General features: G+C 50.2%; 21 protein-coding genes and 2 pseudogenes. 8 read left to right on the top strand and 15 right to left on the bottom strand.

Going from position 1 to position 18899, the window contains the following annotated elements:
- Positions 1–81 precede the first annotated feature (81 nt).
- Positions 82–854 (bottom strand): annotated as a pseudogene (locus V1572_RS15725) (tyrosine-type recombinase/integrase); the annotation flags it as partial.
- A 68-nt stretch (positions 855–922) separates the two neighbouring features.
- Here V1572_RS15725 and V1572_RS15720 point away from each other — a divergent pair.
- Positions 923–1741 (top strand): DUF2971 domain-containing protein, encoded by an 819-nt coding sequence (locus V1572_RS15720; RefSeq protein WP_104440010.1) that lies wholly within the window; start codon positions 923–925, stop codon positions 1739–1741.
- A 313-nt stretch (positions 1742–2054) separates the two neighbouring features.
- On the opposite strand, the pseudogene V1572_RS15715 reads toward V1572_RS15720, so the two are convergent.
- Positions 2055–2276: pseudogene (locus V1572_RS15715) on the bottom strand (Presumed portal vertex protein); the annotation flags it as partial.
- Positions 2277–2326: 50 nt separating this feature from the next.
- On the opposite strand from V1572_RS15715, the gene V1572_RS15710 reads away from it, so the two are divergent.
- Positions 2327–3058 carry a hypothetical protein gene (locus V1572_RS15710; protein WP_395299361.1) on the top strand — a complete coding sequence of 244 codons (732 nt, stop codon included), beginning with the start codon at positions 2327–2329 and terminating at the stop codon, positions 3056–3058.
- 46 nt (positions 3059–3104) lie between these two features.
- Here the strand turns inward: V1572_RS15710 and V1572_RS15705 are convergent, their stop codons facing one another.
- Positions 3105–4478 (bottom strand): SIR2 family protein, encoded by a 1374-nt coding sequence (locus V1572_RS15705; protein WP_395299360.1) that lies wholly within the window; start codon positions 4476–4478, stop codon positions 3105–3107.
- Positions 4479–4900: 422 nt separating this feature from the next.
- Between V1572_RS15705 and V1572_RS15700 the strand changes: the two genes are divergently transcribed.
- From V1572_RS15700 to V1572_RS15690, 3 genes are all read left to right on the top strand, one after another.
- A complete protein-coding gene (locus V1572_RS15700) occupies positions 4901–5365 on the top strand; it encodes a phage tail protein (RefSeq protein WP_395299359.1) in 465 nt (154 codons plus the stop codon).
- Positions 5362–6531, top strand: coding sequence for a phage late control D family protein (locus tag V1572_RS15695; protein WP_395299358.1), 1170 nt, complete (start codon positions 5362–5364; stop codon positions 6529–6531). Before V1572_RS15700 ends, V1572_RS15695 begins: the two co-directional genes overlap by 4 nt.
- A 77-nt stretch (positions 6532–6608) precedes the next feature.
- Complete coding sequence (locus V1572_RS15690) at positions 6609–6830, top strand: DNA-binding transcriptional regulator (protein ID WP_395299357.1); 222 nt, start codon at positions 6609–6611, stop codon at positions 6828–6830.
- A gap of 45 nt (positions 6831–6875) precedes the next feature.
- Here V1572_RS15690 and V1572_RS15685 read toward each other — a convergent pair whose 3' ends face one another.
- Positions 6876–7316 (bottom strand): hypothetical protein, encoded by a 441-nt coding sequence (locus V1572_RS15685; protein ID WP_395299356.1) that lies wholly within the window; start codon positions 7314–7316, stop codon positions 6876–6878.
- A gap of 617 nt (positions 7317–7933) precedes the next feature.
- Between V1572_RS15685 and V1572_RS15680 the strand changes: the two genes are divergently transcribed.
- The gene (locus tag V1572_RS15680; protein WP_252077029.1) at positions 7934–8887 is read left to right on the top strand and encodes a helix-turn-helix domain-containing GNAT family N-acetyltransferase; all 954 of its coding nucleotides are present in this window, start codon (positions 7934–7936) and stop codon (positions 8885–8887) included.
- Between the two features lie 41 nt (positions 8888–8928).
- Here V1572_RS15680 and V1572_RS15675 read toward each other — a convergent pair whose 3' ends face one another.
- Complete coding sequence (locus tag V1572_RS15675) at positions 8929–9225, bottom strand: YciI family protein (protein ID WP_023327637.1); 297 nt, start codon at positions 9223–9225, stop codon at positions 8929–8931.
- Positions 9226–9445: 220 nt separating this feature from the next.
- On the opposite strand from V1572_RS15675, the gene tonB reads away from it, so the two are divergent.
- A complete protein-coding gene (tonB, locus tag V1572_RS15670) occupies positions 9446–10168 on the top strand; it encodes a TonB system transport protein TonB (protein ID WP_023617069.1) in 723 nt (240 codons plus the stop codon).
- A gap of 38 nt (positions 10169–10206) precedes the next feature.
- Here tonB and yciA read toward each other — a convergent pair whose 3' ends face one another.
- The 4 genes from yciA to V1572_RS15650 all read right to left on the bottom strand — a co-directional run bounded on the left by yciA (position 10207) and on the right by V1572_RS15650 (position 12476).
- Positions 10207–10602, bottom strand: coding sequence for an acyl-CoA thioester hydrolase YciA (gene yciA / locus V1572_RS15665; protein WP_008502796.1), 396 nt, complete (start codon positions 10600–10602; stop codon positions 10207–10209).
- Between the two features lie 104 nt (positions 10603–10706).
- A complete protein-coding gene (locus tag V1572_RS15660) occupies positions 10707–11246 on the bottom strand; it encodes a septation protein A (RefSeq protein ID WP_028018783.1) in 540 nt (179 codons plus the stop codon).
- A gap of 56 nt (positions 11247–11302) precedes the next feature.
- Positions 11303–12046, bottom strand: coding sequence for a YciC family protein (locus V1572_RS15655; protein WP_032674936.1), 744 nt, complete (start codon positions 12044–12046; stop codon positions 11303–11305).
- A gap of 25 nt (positions 12047–12071) precedes the next feature.
- Positions 12072–12476, bottom strand: a complete 405-nt coding sequence (locus V1572_RS15650; protein ID WP_032674935.1) for a YkgJ family cysteine cluster protein — start codon at positions 12474–12476, stop codon at positions 12072–12074.
- Between the two features lie 282 nt (positions 12477–12758).
- Between V1572_RS15650 and ompW the strand changes: the two genes are divergently transcribed.
- Positions 12759–13391: an outer membrane protein OmpW gene (gene ompW, locus V1572_RS15645; protein WP_032674934.1), complete on the top strand. Its 633-nt coding sequence runs from the start codon at positions 12759–12761 to the stop codon at positions 13389–13391.
- Between the two features lie 46 nt (positions 13392–13437).
- Here ompW and V1572_RS15640 read toward each other — a convergent pair whose 3' ends face one another.
- The 6 genes from V1572_RS15640 to trpCF form a co-directional block, all read right to left on the bottom strand.
- Complete coding sequence (locus tag V1572_RS15640; RefSeq protein ID WP_063621876.1) at positions 13438–13776, bottom strand: hypothetical protein; 339 nt, start codon at positions 13774–13776, stop codon at positions 13438–13440.
- 126 nt (positions 13777–13902) lie between these two features.
- Complete coding sequence (gene yedF, locus V1572_RS15635) at positions 13903–14136, bottom strand: sulfurtransferase-like selenium metabolism protein YedF (RefSeq protein ID WP_003856774.1); 234 nt, start codon at positions 14134–14136, stop codon at positions 13903–13905.
- A complete protein-coding gene (gene yedE / locus V1572_RS15630; RefSeq protein WP_395299355.1) occupies positions 14133–15344 on the bottom strand; it encodes a selenium metabolism membrane protein YedE/FdhT in 1212 nt (403 codons plus the stop codon). The genes yedF and yedE overlap by 4 nt, the downstream gene beginning before the upstream one ends.
- A gap of 181 nt (positions 15345–15525) precedes the next feature.
- A complete protein-coding gene (trpA, locus tag V1572_RS15625; RefSeq protein ID WP_045908897.1) occupies positions 15526–16335 on the bottom strand; it encodes a tryptophan synthase subunit alpha in 810 nt (269 codons plus the stop codon).
- Positions 16335–17528: a tryptophan synthase subunit beta gene (gene trpB, locus V1572_RS15620; protein ID WP_045908896.1), complete on the bottom strand. Its 1194-nt coding sequence runs from the start codon at positions 17526–17528 to the stop codon at positions 16335–16337. Before trpB ends, trpA begins: the two co-directional genes overlap by 1 nt.
- 10 nt (positions 17529–17538) lie before the next feature.
- Positions 17539–18897 (bottom strand): bifunctional indole-3-glycerol-phosphate synthase TrpC/phosphoribosylanthranilate isomerase TrpF, encoded by a 1359-nt coding sequence (trpCF, locus tag V1572_RS15615; RefSeq protein WP_008502805.1) that lies wholly within the window; start codon positions 18895–18897, stop codon positions 17539–17541.
- Between the last annotated feature and the right edge of the window lie 2 nt (positions 18898–18899).

Genomic DNA, 18899 nt, shown 5'->3' with positions numbered 1-18899 from the left:
TTAATGTCTGGCGTAACTGGAAAGCCGTGCCAGACAAGGCTTCACGTTTTACTACTAGCAGCCAAAAGCCATAAAAAGCGGCTAGGGTGTGGACACATTGTGGACACTCTGACCACCATTAGCACCCTTCAACGGGTTAAGCGAAATCGCGTCCTGCAGGTACTGAGGAGCGAAGTGCGCATAGACCATTGTCTGAGCAATTTTTGTATGACCTAAGATCCTCTGCAGTGTGATGATGTTGCCTCCGTTAATCATAAAGTGCGTGGCGAAAGAGTGTCGTAGCGCATGTGTTGCTTGTCCGGCCGGTAAATCGGGCTTAACACTTTGAGGGTTCGCCTGAATTCAGCATAACTGGCCTCAGGAAACAGAAAGACTCGTGTTTTGCCGACTACGTAAGCCGCAACGTCATCAGAGATCGGGACCGTGCGCGGTGTGTTGGTTTTCGTCTTAACGAAAGACACCCGGTTATGAATCACATTCTCCGCCTTCAATCGCGCAGCTTCTCCCCATCTTGCTCCGGTACTCAAACACAAAACCGCAATTTTACGATTATCACCTGAGAGCGCAGCAAGTAAGGCGTCAATTTCCTCAAGAGTGAGATAGCCCGTTTCGGCTGTCTGCTCTTTCAGTTTTTTGAATCCCCTGAATGGATGCTCACCGTTATACAGTTCTGACTCAATCAGGGTTGTGAACATCCCACCTAGCGTGATCAGGTCGCGGTTGATGGTAGTTGGCTTAATACCTTCCCCCCGACGTTGAGCACAATATTGCGTTATCAGGCTCTTGGTGATCTGGAAAGCGCACGGGTTTCCGGTCATCGTTTCGAAACGCTCAATTTTCCTGAGATCCGATTGTCGGGGTTGAACAACAAGAGGGTGAGGCGTTAGAGTCTTTCTTTTTTTATTGACTCAAAGGGGCCAGAATGATTCTTTCAAGTGAAACGCATATCTTCAGGTTTAGAGGGGATAATATCAATACAATAAATGAGCTTGTTAATAATGCTATTTGGCATTCCAAAAATAGTATTCTTAATGACCCATTTGATATGTTTTATCATTTTGATAAAGAGTCTCTTAGACAGTTTGATAAATCGGACCTTTCAACTCTGGTAGATCGGTTGGATACAATTACAGGTGAGGGGGAATGGCTTCGAGAACTACTAGATAGAAATGAACTTAACGAAATTTATCAACGCATTGATGATGTGTGGGGAGATAGTTTTGCTAAAGGTTTTCTAAAGGAGTTTCAAAAGAATGTTGCCGTTGCCAGTTTTACTAAGAACTATAATAGCAGATTGATGTGGGGGTATTATGGCAACGGAATGAAAGGAATATGCTTCGCGTATAATAAAGAAAGATTGAAGAATTCTGGTATTGAACTTTCGGATGTGACATATGACGTTAAAGCTCCTAAAGTGGATCTTTATAAACATCTTCTTGAGATGACTCGTGGTGAGATGGCATCTATAAATTTTGATTTTGCACTTGCTAAACATTCTGATTGGGAGCGGGAGGAAGAGGTAAGAAGCTTGTATTTCCTCGACAGTGATGCTGTTTACGAACATCAGAGTGGTATTGAGGTTCCCCTGCAAGGCTGTTGCATTGATGTGATAATTATTGGCGAACGTTTAGTCGGAGATATGCGGGTTTTCATTGAAAATTTCGCCAAAAAAAATGGTATTGAAATAATGATAGCAAAAGCAGATTATACAAATTATAAAATACAGCTTGAGGCTAATTAGCCCATGCATGCATCAGGTGCATGAGTTTGCATTCGTTTTTTATTTCAGGATTTGCCTGCCAGCGCTGGCGCTGGCGCGGCTTGGGGATTGTGATGCACCTGCATTGAAAGCGACCCATTAAGCGGGCAGGCGAGGCGGGGATAGCACTGCGCGCCAGACGTGGTGGCAGGATTTATTTTGCGCGTCTGTGAGCGCCATGGTGGCGCGCTGAGCGGTGAGGCTGGATTGTGAGGTGGTGGCAGGATTATGTGGCGTGTGCAACGTCTGGTGAGCTCTGAGGAAGTGCCGCCCGGAGGCGGCATTTTAACGGGGGTTACTCGGCATCGATGTTATAATCCTTAAAGCGGATCACCTCCATCCCGAGCCAGTCGTTTATCTCTTTGAAACGCTCCTGCAGCGGCGTCAACTCGTTACGCACAAATACCCGCGCCACCTTCTCGATATCGCCCATCGAGCCGATATTTTCAGGCTTGCCGCTCATGAGCTGGAACGGCACGCGGTGCGCATCGAGCAGGTCAGCAGCGCTCACTTTTTTTCTTAATTTCAGTCAATGTGAAGTTTTAAAGTTCGCATGAGGGGGTTGGGTTGAATAAATTAATGTTGGCTAATTTAGAACGCATGAAAAAGGCGATAGCCGAATGGGCGATAAAAGATAATCTATTGCATGATGCAACATTTTACTCCCAAGCGGAATGGCTTTCACGTGGAGAGGATATGCATGACGATGCTCTATTAGTTTTAACTATTGATTCTAGCGGGTTATATCACTTGCTTAATTATGGATGTGATACTGAGGAGTTTGAGGATCTTGTTGAATCGTTCGGTTTTTATTATGAAATGGGCTATGCTTGGAGTCTGGGTTTTTATCCTTTGGAAGGGTATGATTATTCGAGGTTGTCAGGTAGCTATACTCAGAAGTTAAAAGATACTCGATGGAAGAATAAGTCAACTCTAGTGAGGCGCAGAGCTCAGGAACGTTGCCAAGACTGCGGTGTGAAAGGCGTTTTGGAAACACACCATTGCTATTATACAAATATGCGTGAAGGCTTTGAACCGTGGGAATATCCGTTGAGTGCATTTAGAGCGCTATGTAGATCCTGTCATGAGAAAAGACCTGTGCCTGAAATAAGAATTAGAGCTTTTCTAGCTCAATTAACACAACAACAATTGACGGAGTTGATTGATGGTCTTGATAACGCATTTAATCGTTTTGAAACGGATTCATTCTTAGCCTTTTTGCAAAAGGTTTCTTTCCATGACCATTTGCTTGATTCTGCAATCAAGTTATTGAAAAAAAATACTGATATATATGACTAGTATACTTATGCGTTTAAGGCTTGTTCTTAGCCTTAAACGCATTTTTTTAATTGGCTAGGAAGTCGTATAGGCAGAGTAATTGACGATAACCAGTGTTAACATTATGTGAATTTGCAAGTAAGTAATTCTTTAGTTGTTCAATGTCTATATTATCGTCAAAAATACAGCATGTGATAGTTCCTGCGACTTTCCATGCGGGTATTTGGCTTATGATTTCGTCGATTGATTTAAAGTCAGAGCGGCAAACAGCACGAGATCTTTCAATCTGGCTGACAATTTTATCAAGTTGTCTATCTTTGGCTGCTGGAATGTTTTCTAACTCAGGGCAAATGGAGCTAAATGCATAAAATGGGAAGTGCTCGTGGTTACCTATTGTTTGCTTATTAAGTAGGGAGATAAGTTGAGAATTGGCTTCTTCTACTATCTTGAAATAATTTTGCAGCATTTCAGATTTCGTTTGATATACGTATTGGACTGTCCTTTCAGAGCCAACAGCGATAACCATTTCCTCGTTTCTTAACTCGTCAAGGTTTTCGGTGATTTTTACTTTAATCTCTCCGCCACTTTTTATCGTATTCCAAACTTTTTGTACTTTTCTGATGTCCATTGCAGATACAGGTAGAACTAAATTTGATATTGCCTCATACACAGCTTTGTAGTTATCTGTTTTTATTTTGTTGATTCTAATAATAGATAATCCTTCAATATTAATATCGTGCTCGGATATTGTCGTGGAGAAATTATTTTCGTCATACTCAACCAGGAGAAAATTATCTTTTATGCGTTTGGCAAGATCAGTATTGAGATCAACATAAGAGAAAATAGTTTGCAAAAGGTATTTAATGTTTTTATCACTTATGCTATATCCGATGAATATTATTGGGTTGTGTATGAAAATTGAAAGTAATTGAGCTCTTATTAACTCGTATTTATTGTCAAAGTTTTTGTAGTCGTCAAGGGTGATGATTATATTGTTGGGGTCGCTAACGCATCCATGAATTTTGTAGACTGAACCATAAGGATTGCTTAGTAGGATGTTATTGCCAATTAAAGGGATGAAGTCGAAAATGTTCTCAATGAGTTGGTCATAATTTGTTGTGATTACGGAGCCAATGTTTTTTCTTGTTTTAATAAGAGCATTAACTTCCTCTTTCATATGGTCTTTGATTTTAAGCTCTTTTAATATTGATGTTAGATAGATTTTAAATCGGCTAAGCTTTTTACCCTGCTTCATATTTTCATAGAAAATATCATTAATGGTCTCAAATTTACCATTGCGATCTGAAGCCAGTGTTTGATTGAAAATATCCTCAAGTTTAGTGGCTAAAATGTCATATCGATATTCATCGCCTTCTAGGCTGTCAGCTTTAAGATCGTAGTAAAATTCGGGGTTTCCAGTTAAGTCTACCGCGGCCTTCATTAATAAATCATCCCAACTATAAGAGTTTTCTAGGTAGCGGAGACTAAAGCCTGTTCCGATAAACAGGACGGGGTGGTTTTATATTGACTTACGAAATCCTTAATTTCCATGTTAACCCTCAATATGAATTACTTATAACCCAATGTAATCAAATATCAGTCAGAATTACCAATAATCTATTCAAAAATTGATAGGTATTGATTGGTGTGTCTCATAGTGAAGAGTGATTTTAACCCTAAAAAGTTAAGGTGTTGCAAGTTTTCTTTGAACTATTCAATTCAATACTCGGGATTGATGACGGTTGTGACAACGCCCACAAAACACCGTTCCATTGTCGCTGGCCTTGCCAGACGGCATTCTTTACGTATGAATAATCTAAATTCTCTGCAGGAAATCGCTCGCGCGATCCGCAACCTTAAAGCATGTTAATGGTTTTAGGTTTGTTTGTGTTTGAGCGCCGCACGCTGCCGTATCAGTCTATGCAGTATTCGAAGGATTACCGCTGGGCGTCAAACGACCGTATCGGCAAACCACCGGCTTATCATTATCTCGAGGAAGGGGAAACCACGCGCACGCTGTCGGGCGTGCTCTATCCCGAAATTACCGGCGGACGTCTGTCACTGACCGCCATCGAGCTAATGGCAGACGAGGGGCGCGCGTGGCCGCTGATTGACGGAACGGGCATGATCCACGGCATGTATGTGATCGACAAAGTGACGCATACGCACACCGAGCTATTCAGCGACGAAGCGGCGAGAAAAATCGAGTTTAGCCTTTCGCTTAAGCGGGTCGATAAATCGCTGGCGGCCATTTATGGCGACCTGAAAACGCAGGCCGACAATCTGGTCACGTCTGCCGGTGACTGGCTGGGAGGGCTGACGGGATGATGACGGGTATGAATATTCAGGCCGGGGCGAAGATAGCCCCGGCGTTTATGCTCAAGCTGGATAACGACGATATCACGCAGGATTTGAGTGACCGCCTTATTAGTCTGACCATGACCGACAATCGCGGATTCGAGGCCGACCAGCTCGATATCGAGCTCGATGACACTGACGGTCAGATAGCTTTGCCACCGCGCGGCGCAACGTTGACGCTGTGGTTAGGCTGGCAGGATTCCGCGCTGATAAAAAAAGGGACGTTCACTGTAGACGAAATCGAGCACAGGGGCGCGCCTGATACGCTGACCATCAGGGGGCGCAGCGCCGATTTTCGCGGGTCGCTGATCTCGCGCCGGGAACAGTCATGGCATGACATCACGCTCGGGCAAATTGTGGAGACGATTGCGGCACGCAATAAACTGACGGCCAGCGTGGCCGACACGCTGAAAGTAGTGGCCGTACCTCTCATTGACCAGTCGCAGGAATCCGACGCTGTGTTTCTGTCCCGTCTGGCTGAACGGAACGGGGCGTCGGTTTCGGTAAAAGCGGGGAAACTATTATTCCTGAAAGCGGGGAGCGGTAAGACGGCCAGCGGGAAGCCCATTCCGCAGATGACGCTTGAGCGCGGGGACGGCGATCGTCATCAGTTTGCCATTGCTGACCGGGAAGCCTACACCGGCGTGTCGGCAAAATGGCTGCACACCAAAGACCCGAAGCCGCAAAAGCAAAAGGTGAAGCTCAAGCGTAAGCCAAAAGAGAAGCACCTCCGCGCCCTGCAGCACCCGAAAGCGACCAAAGCCCCGGCAAAGGCCAAAGCCAAAGAAGAGCAGGACGCGCGTGAAGGTGAGTATATGGCCGGTGAGTCTGACAACATGCTGGAGCTTACAACCATCTACGCGACAAAGGCGCAGGCCATGCGCGCCGCTCAGGCGAAGTGGGACAAGCTGCAGCGCGGCGTTGCGGAGTTTTCAATCTCGCTGGCGATCGGCCGGGCAGATTTATTTCCTGAAACGCCAATCGCGGTGAAAGGCTTTAAGCGCGTTATAGACGAGCAGGCATGGATAATCAGCCGGGTGGTGCATAACCTCAACGGGAACGGCTACACGACGGGCTTAGAGCTTGAGGTTAAGGTGTCGGATGTGGAGTACGAAAGCGAAGAGTTAACGCAATGATTTGTATTTTAACTATTTGTTATGTAAGGATAAATTGAGTAAGATTACCGCATCGAAAATTAAATGAGGTGCTCGCCATGTTTCACTGTCCAAAATGCCATTTTGCCGCGCACGCCCGCACTAGTCGCTATTTTACTGATACGACCAAAGAGCGTTATCACCAGTGCACAAACATCAACTGCAGCGCGACGTTTGTGACCACTGAGACGGTCGAACGTTTTATCGTATCGCCGGGGGTAGTGGTACCAGCATCACCACATCCGACAGCGTCAGGACAGCAACAAATTAACTGGATGTAAGTAACAATGCCCTCACCCACAAATATGGGTGAGGGCATTGTACTGTTAATAACCAATCGTTATGGTGAGCATAAATTGTGTTAACTTCCAAAATCCAATAAACGCAAAAATTATTTTCCCGTAAAAAAATAATAACGCAGGAGCATTGATCCAATCGGAAGGTTCTTTGTTAATATGAGCATCTTTATCTAAATTACACTTGTTGAGTCGTTTTTCTGTGATGTGTCCATATATACCCCATATTATTGTTGCGCAAAAATATTGCATAAAATCTGAAATCAACGATAGAATAAGAAAAAAAAGTGACCAATATAAACCATTTGGAAAAATTAAAATTAACTCAGTTGAGTTTTTTAATGGACTCTCACTGATGCTCCCTTTGAATAACCATATCAAAGCAATTCCACCGAGACATGATTGTCTGGTAATACTTGATAAAGTACCACTAGAGTCGTAGTAAGATTGTCGTATTTTTTGTAATAGCATTACAGCACCTTCTTAATATTACGTTTAGGACCTGTGCTGGTAGTCATCTTAGGGGCGTTGTCGAGTATGTTAATGTTTTTACCCGAAACTATGGCCCACTTTCCATTTGTTATTTGCCTTAAGTTTAATGATGAGCGACCATGTTCAATAGTAATGAACTTTGAATGTGCAGACCCAACTTTTGTTATTTCTGTGTTATTTTTTTTTGACAGCGTGAGGTGGATTGTGCAAAGTTTGGGATTGGAGGAAAATAACTTCCCACGATTTCTATAAGATTTCTTCATGATTCACTAGTATCGCTTTTTATAAAAAGGTGAGTCAATTTACATTTGTTAACATAAATTAATCAACTACTTTTTTTCGGTAGGAGTAACCACAGATTTCCACTATATGGCGATCTTCGCATACAAGTGTTTACCGTTTCTTTTAAGTCAAAGCCCCGCATATGCGGGGCTTATCGTATCGATGTGGTCAATATGCGGACGTGATCTGAAATAAATCCTTTTATTTCATTGTGTTAAAACGTTCAAAAAAGCTCCTGCGGGAGCCTTTTTTATTATGTTTGACAATCCCTCACCATTTAGTTGTATAGTACAACTAAATGGTGAGGACATAACATGCACAGTGAAACCCCGGTAGTCAGTGTTATTCGACGTTCCTCGCGCCTGATGGTGCGAGAGTTAGGTTTTATGGGGTCTACCCTGGCCTCAACGAATTACTCGCCTTCGGCCGTCCATACTCTGGTCGAAATTGCTCTACGCAAAGAGATGACGGCGAGCCAGCTGGTGCAACTGCTGGGCCTGGAAAAGTCCAGCGTCAGCCGGATGCTGGCTCGCCTGATTGCAGCAGGCGAACTCGAGGAAGTCATTTCTGTTGAGGATGCGAGAGCAAAGAGCCTCAGGCTGACCGCGAAAGGTCACGAGACGGTCAGCAAAATTAATGCCTTCAGCAATGAGCGGGTGGTCACAGCAATAAAGCGTCTTGCTCCTGCTCAGCAGCAGACCATTTCTGAGGGGCTCTCCCTTTATGCCAACGCGCTGCTGGCATGCCGTGAAGCGGGCAGCGATATGCAGCCCGACGAGCTGAAGATAGTGCAGGGGTACATCCCCGGCATGATTGGCCGTATCGCGGAGATGCATGGCAGCTATTATTCGCGGGAGCATAACTTTGGTCGCTTCTTCGAGGCCAAAGTGGCTTCTGGGCTGGCCGAGTTCAGTGAAAGACTGGAGAAGCCCTGTAACCAGATTTGGTTGGCAGTACTCAACAACAAAATTGTCGGCTCGGTGGCAATCGATGGCGAGGATCTGGCGCCGGGTGAAGCCCATCTTCGCTGGTTTATTCTTGATGATGGCTGCCGGGGACACGGCGTGGGGAAAAAACTGCTGAATGAAGCGATGCGGTTCTGCGACAGTGCCGGTTTTTCTGCCGTGCACCTCTGGACGTTCAATAAGCTGACCGCCGCCCGGCGTCTGTACGAGTCGTTTGGGTTTACGCTGGTAAAAGAGTGGGAAGGCGACCAGTGGGGGAGCCTGATTACAGAGCAGCAGTTTACCCGGTACAGAGGCGTTTAATCGCCGCCATAAAAAAGGCTCCTTTCGGAGCCGCTTTGGTATCAGAACACTTTCTTGTACGGTCTGACCGTCACTTTTGCATACACACCCGCTGCAACGTACGGGTCTGCGTCAGCCCAGGCCTGAGCGGCTTCCTGGGATTCAAATTCAGCAATAACCGTGGAGCCGGCAAAACCGGCAGCACCCGGATCGTTGCTGTCTACTGCGGGCATGGGGCCAGCGGTCAGTAATCGGCCTTCATCCTGAAGCAACTGCAAACGTGCCAGATGCGCAGGGCGCACAGACTGGCGTTTTTCGAGCGAATCAGCAACATCTTCAGAGTAAATCACGTAAAACACGGCGAAGCTCCTTAACCGGTAAAAGTGTCAGTTACGTTATGTGAAAGGGCAATCGACTGCAATGTAAAATAAAAACAATGTTAATACCCTGATCTGAATGCGCCTTTTTTGGCCTCTCAGGCGCTAAAGTTGCGCCAGAGCAAAGTGTCTTATTGAATATGATTGCTATTTGCATTTAAAATCAGGGTTCGGTTTTTTAACGTTGATGACTATGACTTCGATGACCCTTGATTTACCTCGCCGCTTTCCCTGGCCGACGCTGCTTTCTGTCGTGATTCACGGTGCCGTTGTGGCGGGTCTGCTGTATACCTCGGTTCATCAGGTTATTGAAATGCCCGCGCCCGCGCAGCCGATTTCCGTGACGATGGTATCGCCAGCGGATCTTGAACCGCCGCAGGTTGCCCCTCCGCCGCCACAGCCGGTGGCTGAACCGGAGCCAGAACCCGAACCCGTTCCGGAGCCACCGAAGGAAGCCCCGGTGGTGATCCACAAACCTGAACCGAAGCCAAAACCTAAGCCGAAGCCAAAGCCGGTGAAGAAGGTTGAGGAGCGTCCGAAACGCGAGGAACGTCCGGTTGAACCGCGCGCGACCCAGCCGGTCGAAAATGCAGCGCCTTCACGTCCGGTGATGAACAATACGGCAACGACGTCAAAGCCAACGGTTACCGCGCCAGCGGGCCCGCGAGCCGTAAGCCGCAATCAGCCTCAGTATCCGGCGCGAGCTCAGGCCTTGCGTATTGAAGGCCGCGTACGGGTGAAATTTGATGTCACTGCGGATGGCCGCGTGGATAACGTGGAAATCTTATCTGCGCAACCTTCTAATATGTTTGAGCGCGAAGTGAAATCTGCTATGCGCAGATGGCGCTATGAGCCAGGCAAGCCGGGTAGCGGATTGATCGTCAATATTGTTTTCCGCCTGAACGGCGGGGCGCAGATGGAATAAAAAAAGCCTCCGAAAGGAGGCTTTTTTTTGCCTGTCGATCAGGCCTGTGGAAGTTGACGAGGTTTACCCTCGCTGTCCACGGCGACATAAATAAACAGCGCTTCAGTGGCCTTATAACGTTGCCCAATCGGCTCAGAAGAGACTTTCTTCACCCAGACTTCGATGTTGATGGAAATGGAGGTATTACCGCGTTTCACGCAGCGAGCGTAGCAGCAAACCACATCACCCACCGCAACCGGGCGCAGGAAGGTCATGCCGTCCACTCTCACGGTGACCACGCGCCCGTGGGCAATCTCTTTTGCCAGAATTGCGCCGCCCATATCCATCTGCGACATCAGCCAGCCGCCAAAAATATCGCCATTGGCATTGGTGTCAGCGGGCATTGCCAGTGTGCGTAAAACCAGTTCGCCCTGAGGGGCGTTAGTTGTTGTCATTGTTTTAACTCGTAACGGAAGACTTCAGGCGGGATGCTACTATGATTCGCGTGCGGAGAGAATAGACCAGAACGCCCGTCGTTGACGTTCTGGTCAGTCAGTAATCAGTGGTTGTCGTCCTGCGGCATATGACGATAGATGTATACACCGCTTAACAGCGTGAAGATAAGCGTCAGCGCAGTCAGGCCAAAGACCTTAAAGTTGACCCAGATATCCTGCGGCAGCCAGAAGGCGATATAGATATTAGCGAGACCGCAGAGAATAAAGAAGATTGCCCAGGCAGTATTCAGACGCGACCAGACTACCTGCGGCAGCGTGAGTTCTTTACCTAACATGCTCTGGATAAGGGGCTTTTTCATGAACCATTGGCTGAACAGTAATGCTGCTGCAAACAATGCATAAATAACAGTCACCTTCCACTTAATAAATTCAACATCATGCAAGGCAATGGTCAATCCACCGAACACCGCCACTAGGATGAACGTAATAAGCGCCATTTTTTCGACTTTGCGATAGCGAATCCAGCTATAGATCAGCACAACGGCGGTCACAACGATTAATGCTTTTGTTGCAGCAAAAATGTCGTACAACTTATAGACAGCGAAAAACACCGCGAGCGGTAAAAAATCAAGAAACTGCTTCATTCTGTGATTCCATCTTCTAGGCGGGGCGGGAGACAGCGATGCCCCCCGCCTCGGGATTACTGACGAATTAACATATACAGGCGGAACAGATAGACGAGCAGTACCGCTGAAATGAGATTGCTCAGCGTATTCGCCACCACGGCGCCAACATTAGGCGTTAAAACCGCAAAATTCGGCGCAAACAATAACAGCAGCGTTTTGGCCAGCAGCCAGCCGATCACGGCGGGCGCCACCAGACGCATATTAGCCCATGTCAGTCTGATGCTGCTGCGCATCGCGGTAAAAATACCCATCTTATCCTGCACGACCATCACCGGGGCAAATGAGAGCACGATAGCCAGTAATACCCCCGGCACCACGACCAGCATAATCCCCATCTGCACCAGCAGGGTGGTCAAAAAGATCAGGATAAACAGCTTCGGTAAGACAGGCGCGCTGGCACCAATCGCCCGTAAGGCGCTGACCCGGTGACCCGCCGATACCAGCTGAATCATCAGCAAAACGCCGCCCGCCAGAACCGCATTACCAATCAGGCCTGAGAACGTGGACGCGGCAGAAGCACGCAGCAGAATTTGCTGCTGCTCCGGCGTCATGTTTTGCACCAGCTCAAACAACCCCACGCTACCCGCAAGATGGTCGCCCTGGCTCAGGCTGGCAATCTGTTCTTCACTCGGTGAGAACGCATGACCCAGCACCACCGTGATAAAGGCGCAAAGCAACGCGATCAGTAAAAAGGTAATGAACTGATTGCGGAAAAAGTTTCCCGTGTCACGGTAGACAGACTTCGCCGTGATAGACATGCACTCTCCTTGAGTATTGCAGGTGTTAATTAGCCGGCAATTGTACACCGGATGCACCTGCTGTGGCAGCATCAAGGCTTGTATGGAAAAGCATATCTTTGTAAAGCGGCGGTAATCCAACGCGGGCGCGGGCGCGGTTACAGGCTTCGTTGACCTGCCCATCTTCCCCCGACATGGCAAATTCCCGGCACGGGCTGGGGCGATCCTCATAGATGGAACAGCGGGTCGCGACCCCAGGCTCACCCTGTAGCGCCACACAGCGGGCCTGCTTTTGGTTAGTGCCGCTCATGCAGCGCAGAAAGGGGGTTAACGGCTCGGTAAGATGAACCGGAACGGTACCGCCGCCATCGCTGGCTTCGGCCCAGTAGAAAGAGACTCGAAAATACGCACAACAGGCTCCGCACGTCATGCACGGGTTAATATCACTCATGGCACACCTGCAAAAGAAGAACGCATCAAATCAACTTGTGAGAGCGATAAATTATCCAGCCGCCAGAGGAAGAGCAAGAGGGGGAAAAGGGAAAATTTTGTAACCGTGAAATGCCAAAAATTGACATGGAAACAACTTATTGGTTTTGGATGCGTAACAAAAAATTAATCCAGATCAATGAATGTTAAGTTACTGGTTTTAATGTGATCTGTGGCAGATCACTTATTACCCTTTTGTGAGTATATTCTCATCCGCGATTAAAACCACAACGATGGAGCGGATATGAAAAAATTAGCGGTGGCAGCCCTTGTATTAAGCAGTCTCTCTGGCGGCGCGTATGCGCATGAAGCAGGCGAATTCTTTATTCGTGCCGGTTCGGCAACGGTTCGCCCAACTGAAGGATCGGATAACGTGCTGGGAATGGGCGGTTTTAACGTCAGTAATAACACCCAGTTAGGTTTAACCTTTACCTGGATGGCGACGGATAACGTGGGCGTTGAGCTTCTGGCCGCAACGCCGTTCCGTCATCGCGTCGGTTTAGGACCAACCGGTGATATCGCCACGGTCCACCATTTACCGCCAACGCTGATGGCGCAATGGTACTTTGGCGACTCAAGCAGTAAGGTGCGTCCTTATATTGGCGCCGGTGTGAACTACACCACCTTCTTTGATGAGAAATTTAACGATACCGGTAAAGAGGCGGGCCTGACGGACCTCAGCCTGAAAGATTCGTGGGGCATGGCGGGACAGGTCGGTCTGGATTACCTGATTAACCGCGACTGGCTGATCAACGCCTCGGTCTGGTATATGGATATTGATACGGACGTACGCTTCAAGGCGGGTGGTCAGCAGCAAAGTATCAATACTCGCCTGGATCCGTGGGTGTTTATGTTCTCTGCGGGTTATCGTTTCTGATCCCCCGTCAAACTGGCCACAGGGTGGCCAGTTTGCTTTGCTCACTTCAAAACGACGGATAAACCGGCCGCTCATCAAGCTTTACGCAGTGCCTCAGGATCGTTTCCCCATCATATAAATAGCTGAAAGCGTCGCTGGACAGGGAATGGAAGAGAATATCGCCGTTGGCAAACGGGATAATTTCGGTATCACCCGCACGTTTATGTCCCGCGCCGGTTTCAAAATGACCGTGCCACCGTTCCTGGGTATGGTCATAAACGTGAAGAATGACCTCGACAAGTCCTCGTTGCGGACAATTCAGGCGCAGGAAGGTAGAAGAGAAATTCAGGGACAGCGCATGGAAGGGAATCAATAAGGCGAAAACCAGTAAAGCTCGTAAATACATCAAACCGCGAAAACCTCCTTCAAAAGGGAAATGAGATTTTACTTAAGTCAAAAATCACGTTTTTGCCGTGGATCAAGATGTCTTATAATTCAATACGATAAAGGCCCCTGACGAGGCCCTTAACGATCATTTTTGAATCAGATAGCGAATGGTTGGGCCATCCTGCTGGATATCCAGCACCGTATAACCGTGGTTTTTCGCGTCCAGCGGTATGTTGTTGATGGACTGCGGGCAGTCGCTGACTACCTCCAGAATTTCACCTTTCTTAAGCTGCGGCAGCGCTTCAAGCGTAGCCACCGCCGGATATGGACAGGGCTCGCCAACCATATCCAGACGATAATCAGGCACAATCTCTTTCATGCTGCATTCTCCTGCGTTTCTGTTTTAACGCTCGCACGGCGGAAGAAACGTCTCTCCTGTGCGACGACCAGTAAAAAAGCGACCAACAGCAGGGCGTAGGTGGCGAGCAGGCCGCCGAGAGGCCCGAAGGTATTCAGCAGGTTGACCTTGTCCCAGTTGGTGGCCAGGACGGGAGACACGTCATCCCAGTAGTACGCCAGGATCGTCGAGCCAATCACATTTCCCAGACCCACCCACCAGTAGTGAACCTGACCTTCGACGGCGCGATACATCCAGCCGGTTTCACACCCGCCAGCCAGCACGATCCCGAAGCCGAACAGAAGGCCGCCAATGACCGCGTTAGGACCGGCCCACATGATTTTTGGTTCGACGCCCAGTTGAACATAGCTGAAGATGCCGATGGCGCTGACCGCCATCCCGGCGATAATCGCCTTCGCCATCATCGTGCGCCCGGTGATCCACATATCGCGAAACGCGGAGGTGAAGCAGATCTGCGCGCGTTCAATGAGTAGACCAAAACCCACGCCGAACAGCATCGCCAGACCGAGCTTAGGCTGGTTCAGGGCGGTGCAGAGTGCCCATGCCACCATGGCGAAAAAGACCAGCATTCCGAGGCGGAAACGGCGGCGGGCCTGAGAGGGCTTCTGGGTTAACGGAGATGCTGCGCTGACTTTTGTCATTTTCACTGGAATACGAAACAGCGGCAGCAGGGTGAATTTTGCGCCAAAGTAAGAGCCGATGGCCGTGGCGACGGCAAAGAACCAGGCGTGAAGCGAAAACTGCGGGATCCCGGTAAAGAAGGCGGCAAGGTTACACCCCATCGCCAGACGCGCGCCGAATCCGGCAATCATGCCGCCGACAACCGCCTGCAAAATGCGGATCCGGCTTTTGGGCATACGCAACTTAACGTTGTTTGCCCACAGCGCGGCAGCGAAGCAGCCGCCGAACATGCCGATGATCATCATCCCGTCAATACGGGTGAGCGGCGTACCGTCGAGGTGGATGAGCTTAAAGTATCCCCACTCTTCGGCGTGCACCCCTGCGAGCTGCAGCAGCTGTCCACCCCAGCGGGTAAACTCGCCGGTCACGGCCCAGAAGGTACCGGTAATGCCAAAATAATAAGTAGAGAGAATGCCTGCCGCGATAACGGCCGGAACGGGTGACCAGAACTTAACCAGGTAAGCCTGTTTGAAGGATTGCCATGACATGAATAAGCCTCTGAACTCAGAAGGATTAAAGATAAAAAAGAGTCCAGATCATACGCTTACACGACGGTTTGAAAAGCCATTCACACCGAAAATATCGAAAGGATCAATTTTAACGTCATCCTTTGTTGATGGCGGGGAATAAAGGCTAACCGTCTGGCACGGATGCCAGACGGTGGAGGGGTCAGACTTTACGCGTCGCCGCTTTCATGGCGGTCACAAACGCCTTCAGCTCGGCCAGCATCTGCTCGGGCTTGTCCACGTTCTTCTCGATGATCTTCACAATCGCAGAGCCGGAAATGGCACCCGCAGCCTTCGCGTCAATCGCCGCGGTGACTTGATCCGGAGAGGAGATCCCGAAGCCCTGCAGCGGCGGTGCGGCATGGTACTCGGCCAGCTTCTCCACCAGATGATGCAGCGGCAATGCGGCCTTATTCTCGGCACCGGTCACGCCTGCGCGGGAGAGCAGGTAGGTATAACCGCGCCCGTAAGAGGCAATCTGGCGCAGCAGCTCATCGTCCGCGTTTGGCGGGCAGATGAAAATAGGGGCGACATTGTGACGCATCGCAGCCTGGCGGAACGGCGCGGACTCCTCAACCGGCACGTCGGCGACCAGAACGGAGTCGACGCCCACGCGTGCGCACTCGGCGTAAAACTCATCGATACCGCGGTTGAACACCAAATTGGCGTACATCAGCAGGCCAATCGGGATAGTGGGGTGCTTCTGACGGATCGCCGCCAGCATTTCGAAGCACTGGGTCGGCGTGACGCCTGAGGCAAACGCGCGCAGCGTCGCATTCTGGATGGTCGGGCCATCCGCCAGCGGGTCAGAGAACGGGATCCCCAGCTCCAGCGCATCGGCACCGGCTTCAATCAGGGTGTCGATGATCTTCAACGACTGTTCAGGGCCCGGATCGCCCAGGGTGACGAAGGGAACGAACGCGCCTTCCTGGCGGGATTTCAGTTCTGCAAATACGTTATCGTAGCGTTCCATCAGATTTCCCCTCGTGCTTTCAGAATATCGTGAACGGTGAAGATATCTTTGTCACCGCGTCCGGAAAGGTTGACCACCAGCAGTTGTTCTTTTTCCGGATTGTCTTTCATCAATTTCAGCGCATGTGCCAGAGCGTGCGAAGACTCCAGCGCCGGGATGATCCCTTCGCTGCGGCACAGCGTTTTGAACGCTTCCAGCGCTTCGTCATCGGTAATGGAGACATAGTCCGCACGACCGGTGCTGTTCAGATAGGCGTGCTGCGGCCCGACGGATGGGAAGTCGAGGCCGGCAGAGATAGAGTAAGACTCTTCAATCTGGCCTTCATCGGTCTGCATCATCGGGGATTTCATGCCGAAGTAGATCCCCACGCGGCCATGCTTCAGCGGCGCGCCGTGTTCACCCGATTCAATGCCGTGACCCGCAGGCTCGACGCCAATCAGACCCACGCTGGTGTCGTCGATAAAGTCTGCGAACATACCGATGGCGTTAGATCCGCCGCCGACGCAGGCGATGACCGCATCCGGCAGACGACCCTCTTTTTCGAGGATCTGCGCTTTGGTCTCTTCCCCGATCATGCGCTGGAATTCACGCACGATGGTCGGGAACGGGTGCGGGCCCGCCGCGGTACCGAGCATATAGTGCGCGGTTTCGTAGCTGCCAGACCAGTCGCGCAGCGCTTCGTTACAGGCATCCTTCAGCGTCGCGGAGCCGCTGTGCACCGGGATCACTTCCGCACCCATCAGACGCATACGGAAAACGTTTGGAGACTGACGCTCAACGTCTTTCGCCCCCATATAGATGCGGCATTTCAGGCCGAGCAGGGCGCTGGCGAGCGCCGAGGCCACGCCGTGCTGTCCTGCGCCGGTTTCGGCGATGATTTCGGTTTTGCCCATACGCTTCGCAAGCAGCGCCTGGCCCAGCACCTGGTTAGTCTTGTGTGCGCCGCCGTGCAGCAGGTCTTCACGCTTAAGATACAGCGTGGTTTTCGTGCCTTCCGTCAGATTGCGGCATTTGGTCAGGGCCGTTGGGCGGCCTGCATAGTTTTTCAGCAGGTCGGTAAATTCGGCCTGAAACGCCGGATCCTTCTGCGCGCTGACAAACGCTTCTTCCAGCTGGCGCAGCGCGGGCATCAGGATTTGCGGGACGTACATCCCGCCGAACTCACCAAAATACGGGTTAAGTAATGTCGTCATCTTCTCTTCCTTAATATGCACGCAGAGTTTTAAAAACCGAGGCCAGTTTGCTGGCATCTTTACTACCCGGCTGGGACTCTACGCCTGAATTGAAATCGAGGCCTGCGCAGCCGGTTTTCGCGGCTTCTACACAGTTGTCCGGGCTTAAACCGCCCGCCAGCAGGACGTTGTCCAGCTTTTCACCGTTCAGCAGAGACCAGTCAAAACGCTGGCCGGTTCCGCCCTGGCCGTTATCGAGGACGTATTTATCCACGTGGTTCAGGTTACGCGGGGGCAACGTATCGTCAACGCGTTGCGCTTTCCAGATCTGTACCTGCGGTGCCAGCGTGGCGCGCAGGGCATCGATATAGGCCTGATCTTCATCGCCGTGAAGCTGCACCGCGCTCAGGGATAACGCGTCGGCTTTTTCAACCACCTCTGCGATATCTGCATTGCGGAACACGCCAACATAGCTGAGCGGAGCCGCGGCGATGACCTTACGCGCCTGCTCTTCGCTGACCGCGCGAGGGGAGGAATCCACAAAAATCAGCCCGCCGTAAATCGCTCCGGCTTCATACGCGGCCTGGGCGTCCTGTTCGCGGGTTAAGCCGCAGACTTTGTTTTCACCCAGCAGCACGCGACGTACTGCCGCATTGAGATCGTCATGTTCCATCATGGCGGAGCCAATCAGGAAACCGTTGGCGAAGTGGCTCAGCTCGCGCACCTGGGCGTAGCTGTTAATGCCGGATTCGCTGATCACCGTGACGCCAGATCCCAGACGCGGCGCCAGCTGGCGCGTACGGTTCAGGTCAATGGACAGATCACGCAGATCGCGGTTATTAATGCCTACCACTTTGGCTTCCAGCGCAATCGCACGCTCCAGCTCCTCTTCATTACTCACTTCGGTCAGCACGCCCATTTTCAGGCTGTGCGCGACGGCAGAGAGCTGGCGATACTGCTCGTCGTCAAGCACCGAGAGCATCAGCAGGCAGGCGTCAGCCTGGTAAAAGCGCGCCAGCCAGATCTGATACGGGTCAATGATAAAGTCTTTGCACAGGATCGGCTGCGGCGCGATGCCGCTGACGATCGGCAGAAAATCGAAGCTGCCCTGAAAATATTTCTCATCCGTCAGCACGGAGATGGCTGACGCATGATGCTTATAAATGCCGGCAATACGCGCCGGGTCGAAATCGTCACGGATAACGCCTTTAGACGGAGACGCTTTTTTGCACTCAAGAATAAACGCGGTGCGCGCACCCTGCAGGGCGTCATAGAAACGACGGCTGCTCGGGACGACGTCATTCTGAAAACTGGCAAGCGGCTGCTGTTGCTTGCGGGCTTCCACCCAGATGGCCTTATCGGCAACGATTTTCGCTAAAACGGTCTGCATTC

Source organism: Enterobacter quasiroggenkampii (assembly GCF_043972695.1).
In the GTDB taxonomy this organism is placed as follows: domain Bacteria; phylum Pseudomonadota; class Gammaproteobacteria; order Enterobacterales; family Enterobacteriaceae; genus Enterobacter; species Enterobacter quasiroggenkampii.
The sequence above is the reverse complement of the archived record's forward strand: the minus strand, read 5'-3'. Positions and strand labels throughout refer to the sequence as shown.

Bases quoted from the DNA above. Each gene is read 5' to 3' on its own strand.
- V1572_RS15655 (WP_032674936.1), bottom strand. From the start codon at position 12,046: ATGTCTATCACGGCGAAGTCTGTCTACCGTGACACGGGAAACTTTTTC.
- yedE (WP_395299355.1), bottom strand. From the start codon at position 15,344: ATGTCATGGCAATCCTTCAAACAGGCTTACCTGGTTAAGTTCTGGTCA.
- V1572_RS15720 (WP_104440010.1), top strand. From the start codon at position 923: ATGATTCTTTCAAGTGAAACGCATATCTTCAGGTTTAGAGGGGATAAT.
- yciA (WP_008502796.1), bottom strand. From the start codon at position 10,602: ATGACAACAACTAACGCCCCTCAGGGCGAACTGGTTTTACGCACACTG.
- V1572_RS15695 (WP_395299358.1), top strand. From the start codon at position 5,362: ATGATGACGGGTATGAATATTCAGGCCGGGGCGAAGATAGCCCCGGCG.
- trpCF (WP_008502805.1), bottom strand. From the start codon at position 18,897: ATGCAGACCGTTTTAGCGAAAATCGTTGCCGATAAGGCCATCTGGGTG.
- V1572_RS15640 (WP_063621876.1), bottom strand. From the start codon at position 13,776: ATGTATTTACGAGCTTTACTGGTTTTCGCCTTATTGATTCCCTTCCAT.
- V1572_RS15685 (WP_395299356.1), bottom strand. From the start codon at position 7,316: ATGCTATTACAAAAAATACGACAATCTTACTACGACTCTAGTGGTACT.
- trpB (WP_045908896.1), bottom strand. From the start codon at position 17,528: ATGACGACATTACTTAACCCGTATTTTGGTGAGTTCGGCGGGATGTAC.
- V1572_RS15700 (WP_395299359.1), top strand. From the start codon at position 4,901: ATGTTAATGGTTTTAGGTTTGTTTGTGTTTGAGCGCCGCACGCTGCCG.
- V1572_RS15660 (WP_028018783.1), bottom strand. From the start codon at position 11,246: ATGAAGCAGTTTCTTGATTTTTTACCGCTCGCGGTGTTTTTCGCTGTC.
- V1572_RS15690 (WP_395299357.1), top strand. From the start codon at position 6,609: ATGTTTCACTGTCCAAAATGCCATTTTGCCGCGCACGCCCGCACTAGT.
- V1572_RS15705 (WP_395299360.1), bottom strand. From the start codon at position 4,478: ATGAAGGCCGCGGTAGACTTAACTGGAAACCCCGAATTTTACTACGAT.
- yedF (WP_003856774.1), bottom strand. From the start codon at position 14,136: ATGAAAGAGATTGTGCCTGATTATCGTCTGGATATGGTTGGCGAGCCC.
- V1572_RS15680 (WP_252077029.1), top strand. From the start codon at position 7,934: ATGCACAGTGAAACCCCGGTAGTCAGTGTTATTCGACGTTCCTCGCGC.
- trpA (WP_045908897.1), bottom strand. From the start codon at position 16,335: ATGGAACGCTACGATAACGTATTTGCAGAACTGAAATCCCGCCAGGAA.
- tonB (WP_023617069.1), top strand. From the start codon at position 9,446: ATGACCCTTGATTTACCTCGCCGCTTTCCCTGGCCGACGCTGCTTTCT.
- V1572_RS15650 (WP_032674935.1), bottom strand. From the start codon at position 12,476: ATGAGTGATATTAACCCGTGCATGACGTGCGGAGCCTGTTGTGCGTAT.
- ompW (WP_032674934.1), top strand. From the start codon at position 12,759: ATGAAAAAATTAGCGGTGGCAGCCCTTGTATTAAGCAGTCTCTCTGGC.